We start from the raw sequence: 5136 nt of genomic DNA on the forward strand, positions 1-5136 counted from the left end.
CATCCACCAAAACCTCAAAAATTAGATGAAAAGCAAGAAGCATTTTTGATTGCAACGGCTTGTTCTAATCCGCCAGAAGGGAGAGTGCGTTGGACAATGCAATTATTAGCGGATTACTTAGTAAACCTTGGGATAATAGATTCAATTTCCGACGAAACAATACGTCAAACTCTAAAAAAAACGAAATTAAACCGTGACACTGTGCGGTCTACTAGAGTTGCTAATTTATTTCTCCCGCCGATACGGACTAGCAAATCGTGGTCAGTAAGCCAAGCTGTAACTGTGAGTAAATCAGTGGATTTACCAGAGTAATGAAGGCGCTGGACGGCTTGATAGATATCTTTATGGGCGCTAATGTAAAAGGCTTCGGGAATTAAGCGATCGCTCACCCTACCGATTGCTTCTGGGTCAAGCATGATACCGCCTAAAATCGCCTCTTCCGCTTCGATGTTTTGGGGTGGCAGTTTATCAATCATGTGTCACCGCCAGTATCAAGAGCGAGATTTTGCCTTTGCGACTCGAACCAAGCTCTTTGAGCCTGTCGCTGCCGTTCTTCAAGTTCTCGACGGAATTCGTCTCGAGCATTTTTTGTTTCAGTTTTTTTGGCTTGTACCTGTTTTGAAGCCAGATATTTTTCGTAATAAACTTCCCAGCGATTCCTTCCGGCTTTGTTCTTGTGAGCTAACCAAGCCTCAATGTCATTCACTGGCTGGCTAAGATTTTTGGTTTTTTCCTCACAAAATTTCCAAAAATTCGCTCGCTCCTCTTCCGAGAGAGTCTTAATAAAGTCTGAATAAGTCTTATAAGTCTTAGGACTTGAAGATTGGCTCTGGGTAGGGCTTTTGGAACTCGGTTGTTGCGTAGCGATCGCGTCTGTTGCGTCATGATCACGCTTGTTGCGTAGCGATCGCGCTTGTTGCGGTGAGGCAACAGTGTTGTCTGTAGGCAACATTGTTGTCTCATCGCAACAATGAAGCCCCCCAGCTAAAATTTTGACTTTGACTTTCAGTAATTCAAGGTCAATGAATCCCTTGTCATCTAAGGCTTTGAGAGCGCGGCTAACTGTAGAGCGATGTACTTCTTTATTCTCTGTTGACAGTTGCCTAGCTATCCCGGAAACAGACAACTCAACCCCGTCGCCATAAGGGTCGAGAGTGCGAATGTAGTACAGCACATCTTTCTGTGCTGGCGTTAATTCTCGGCAGGCTTTCAGCCATTCGTCGTGCTGGAGTGGGTAAAACTTACCTTGAATTTTTGAACTGTTTTGTGTCATAATCACCTTAATAAGCAAGAAAAATTCCCAGCCCCTGTCCCCCCAGACAAGGGCTAACTTTTTAAATACCAGCCATTTGACACACAGCAATAGAGAGCAAAGCGATTAGCAACTTCAGGCGTTACTTGATGTATGGCGAAATTCTCTTAACTTGCGCCCTCAAAAGTGTCGCCAAAGCAAGTATTAGCCGAAGTTCTGCTCTACTGAAGAAAAGCTGATCTTATGTTTTCAGTCAGAACTGCTGTTGGCTTAATTTGAAAAGAGTAAGTCCCTTGTTATCATTGAATTATCCATATCTTTAAAAATCCTAATAGAGTTCTCTCTAAATATCGCATACTATAACAACTAACTAATCCTATAATTAGCTAGCAATGCAAAATTTTGTAACAGAGGAAACTTCTCTTTACCAGCAACTATTTGACGAGATGTTCGATAGATTCAACCTTTCGGCAAAGGTTGTAGCCAAGCAAGCTGGAGTTTCAGAGGTGCTAATTTCCAGATTTCGTAAGGGAAAGGCTGACTTGGGAACTAGAAAGTTTCTAGCATTGTTAGGGGCTATTCCCATAGAAGCACGGGAGTGGTATTTGTCTCAGCTGCTTGGGACAAAGCCAGGTGTAAGCCTGCAAAAGCTTGTATCTGCGGCCTCTGCTATAGAAAGAGTTGAAATCATCAATTTAATTGCCCATTCTTTCCTAGAAGATCGCAAAACTACTGGGACAAGTGAATTGATATCATCAGCAGTATGATCCATAGTAATTCCATGATATTAGTGAACAGAAGGGATGCCACATACGCCCATCAACGCATTGCGATCGCCCTACTGATTCACCTGCCCAGTCTTCTCCACTGTAGTGAAGAATTGCACTGAACAGCACAGAATCTCTTACTCCAGAACCCCCACCCTTAGCTGGATCACACTCATTACCCTGGAATTTGGTAGGGGTAATACCATCACAGCGCTTAGTCAAAGTCCAGGCAAGTTTGCGGAGTAAATCTCAATTTATCGTCAGTGTTCACATTAGCTACGCCAATATCAAAAATTATTCTACTTTCTTTTTCAACATCTTCTAAGCTCGACTTTATCCGAAATTAAGAACTCTGCTTTCCTTATCTGGCAAAAATCCTGGTTTTTTGGCAAATACTTTTTCCATGTCGCTGATTCGCGCTCAAGTCCAAAAACTAAAACTAGCGTCTTGCAATGGTTCCAGCGTCGAGTTTTGGGTTTCGTAAAAATGGATAAAGTCGAGCTAAGAATTCACTTTCATAATTCGTCGCTTAAGCAGGGCACACCCAGCGTTGATTATTTCTGTTACCTCGGATTTCTATAGTGCCATTTGAAAAAAAATTCATAGAATCACCGTTTGGTACGGTAATCCGAGTCGCATTAGAATCATGTGTTATTCCAGTTGTTCTGGTATCCAGTTTCTGTGCAAGAGCTAGAGCATTGTTAGCAGTGCCTTGGGCGTTATTAGCCCTGTTTACCGCATCATTAGCAGTGCCTTGGGCGTTATTAGCCCTGTTTACCGCATCATTAGCAGTGCCTTGGGCGTTATTAGCCCTGTTTACCGCATCATTAGCAGTGTCTTGGGCGTTATTAGCCCTGTTTACCGCATCATTGGCTGTAGATTGTGCAGAGGTTATATTTGTATCATGACTGCTTAGAGTACCATCATGAGAACTGAGTCGAATACGACTGGCTTCAGCACCTCGACGCATTGCCGCTTGCGATAGGGCTTTCTTAGCTTCTAAGTTAAATTGTGCTGATTTCACTTTAGATTGGGCAGCTTGCTGCCGTTTCTCTGAAGCTTTGAGGGAGTTTTCTTGAGCACCTTGAAGATTTGTTGCTCTCAGTTTTGCTAAATTAGCCACTTTATTTAACAGAGTAGCTTTCGATACTCCGAGATCCGCAGCTTTATAAAGTAACCCTACACGCTCTAACTCTTTCTCCATATTTTCTAGAGCTGCTTTGGCATTGGCTTCGCTCAACTGTGCAGTGGTTACATCAAGTTGCTTTATCTCAAGATCAATATCATTATTAGGCAGTTTCTGAGTCTGTAAATCATTCAATTTGAGCAACAGTTCGTTGCGCTGCGTATTGCCATCTCCTTTCAACCAAGGCAATAAGCTCTTGTTGAACTTATCAATACAAGTTTGGAGATATGTCACGCTTTGCTGGGCAGCATCACGGGCAGATTGAGGCGGAGATGCATTTTTGTCAACAGCAGTAATTTCCTCGATTCGTCTGTCTAATTCTTTCTGCCACGGATCGAGGTGAACCTGAAGTTTGCCTCGAATAATTTCTGGATTGAGTAAGGAAGACTCTAAATTTGCTATAACTTCCGCTTGACTTTGAACATCAGGAAACAGTTCTTTAACCAAGCTCTCTGCTTCTTTTTGTACAACTTCATTCCACCACTGCTGTTTGTCTCGCTTGTTGCGAATCCAGGTGGCGATCGCATCTTGACGGAAATTCGCTGCTTCTTGTCCAACTTTGGTAATTACTAGTTTCGCAAAACGTTCAGCAGCTTCTTTGAGTCCTTCTTCAGTTTGTAAGTCTTCTACTTTTTTACCGATCGCTTGACTGAGGGCTTTGATTTCTTCAATGTTACCCTTAGTATTATTAAATAAGTTATCGCTAAGATGGTTAAGAAAATCGCGAGGACTATCATACTGAATCGCTTTAAGAGTCGTCCCTAGTTGACCTAAGTTGGGGATATCTTTCTTCAGATCACCATAGGATTTTTCTAAGAGTCCAGTAAGTACAGGAATTTCTTGAAGATCGAGAACAACGATCGCATCTTTAACCAGTTGTTCATCCAAAATCTTCGGTAGGCTGTCGAGCAGAGGCTCTAAGCTAGAATCCAATTGATTAAAAAATTGGTTAAGCTGATCTGCTCCTTTTGACCCTAATGTATTTAACTCTTTTTCGAGATCGACCCCAGCAGCTTGAGCAATGGCAAATCCATTATCAATTAAGCCGACTAAAATTTCTTCTGGGGCTTTGTTGTCCATAATACCAGTAGCGAATTCGCCAATCGCACCTCCTATTTCTGCGCCCAGTGCTGCTCCAGCAGGACCGCCATAAATTGATCCCACAACTGCCCCGACAAAACGGCAGATGCCGCCAATTAGCTTACGACGTTTTTCCTTTTTCTTGCATTCTGCCTCTGCATCTTGAGCTTTTTTGAGTTCAACTCTGGCTGTTTCTAAATTCTCATTTAGCTGCTTGATCAAGGTGGCTTCTATCTTGTAAGCCATTGCCCCAATCTGTCCATTGGCAGTTATTTCAGTACCATTGATCGTGACTTTAGTCGGCTTTTCAAGCAAACTCTTCAATAAGTCGATTTCTCTGACAATAGCCTTTCTAGCTATTTTGACTTTTTCTGATTCTTTAAGAGCTTTGTCTCGAACCGTTTTGGCAATCTCTACATCTCTCTCTTTAATGTCAATTTCGCCTTTAACTTGGCGTTCACGAATTCCTTCAGCATCTCGTTCTAGCTTGGCAATCTCCTCATCTAGTTTGCTGACCTCTACAAGAACACTTTGACGTTCAACTTCTACCTCCGCCGCTTCATAAAGCATTTGGTTGGCAAAAACTTCAAACTGAGTGGCTAAGGATTCAAACTCCGCCACTTCTAAATCCGCCTCGGCTTCTCGAACCTCAGCGATCGCTGCCAGCATTTGTTGCCGATAATCGGCTGTGTTCAGTAGCAAAGGTTGTTTGAGCAGGTTGCTAATCTGACTTTTCCCGTTAAGTCTGTTTTGCAAGCTGCCAACCTTCACAGAGGTCGTGTAATTTTAACCAACCTCGCCACAGTACCTGGATACCAATTGGTGTTTTGCTTCGATGTTCTAGGTAGCCG

The 5136-nt window shown here is 42.8% G+C and carries 3 protein-coding genes and 2 pseudogenes; 2 read left to right on the plus strand and 3 right to left on the minus strand.

Features of this window, described 5'->3' with window-relative positions:
• Window positions 1-189 (plus strand): annotated as a pseudogene (locus tag LC653_RS44565) (helix-turn-helix domain-containing protein); the annotation flags it as partial.
• Here the strand turns inward: LC653_RS44565 and LC653_RS44570 are convergent.
• Both LC653_RS44570 and LC653_RS44575 read right to left on the minus strand, forming a co-directional pair.
• Window positions 186-476 (minus strand): annotated as a pseudogene (locus LC653_RS44570) (DnaB-like helicase N-terminal domain-containing protein); the annotation flags it as partial. The pseudogenes LC653_RS44565 and LC653_RS44570 overlap by 4 nt on opposite strands.
• A complete protein-coding gene (locus LC653_RS44575) occupies window positions 473-1273 on the minus strand; it encodes a MarR family transcriptional regulator (protein ID WP_229501640.1) in 801 nt (266 codons plus the stop codon). The gene LC653_RS44575 and the pseudogene LC653_RS44570, both read right to left, overlap by 4 nt.
• 371 nt (window positions 1274-1644) lie before the next feature.
• Between LC653_RS44575 and LC653_RS44580 the strand changes: the two genes are divergently transcribed.
• Window positions 1645-2019 (plus strand): XRE family transcriptional regulator, encoded by a 375-nt coding sequence (locus LC653_RS44580; RefSeq protein WP_229501641.1) that lies wholly within the window; start codon window positions 1645-1647, stop codon window positions 2017-2019.
• 529 nt (window positions 2020-2548) lie between these two features.
• Here LC653_RS44580 and LC653_RS44585 read toward each other — a convergent pair.
• On the minus strand, window positions 2549-5041 hold the full coding sequence (locus LC653_RS44585; RefSeq protein WP_229501642.1) for an alanine-zipper protein: 2493 nt from the start codon (window positions 5039-5041) through the stop codon (window positions 2549-2551).
• Window positions 5042-5136: the final 95 nt, after the last annotated feature.

Origin of the sequence: Nostoc mirabile CHAB5784 (assembly GCF_020829645.1) — a bacterium.
Lineage (GTDB): Bacteria > Cyanobacteriota > Cyanobacteriia > Cyanobacteriales > Nostocaceae > Nostoc > Nostoc mirabile.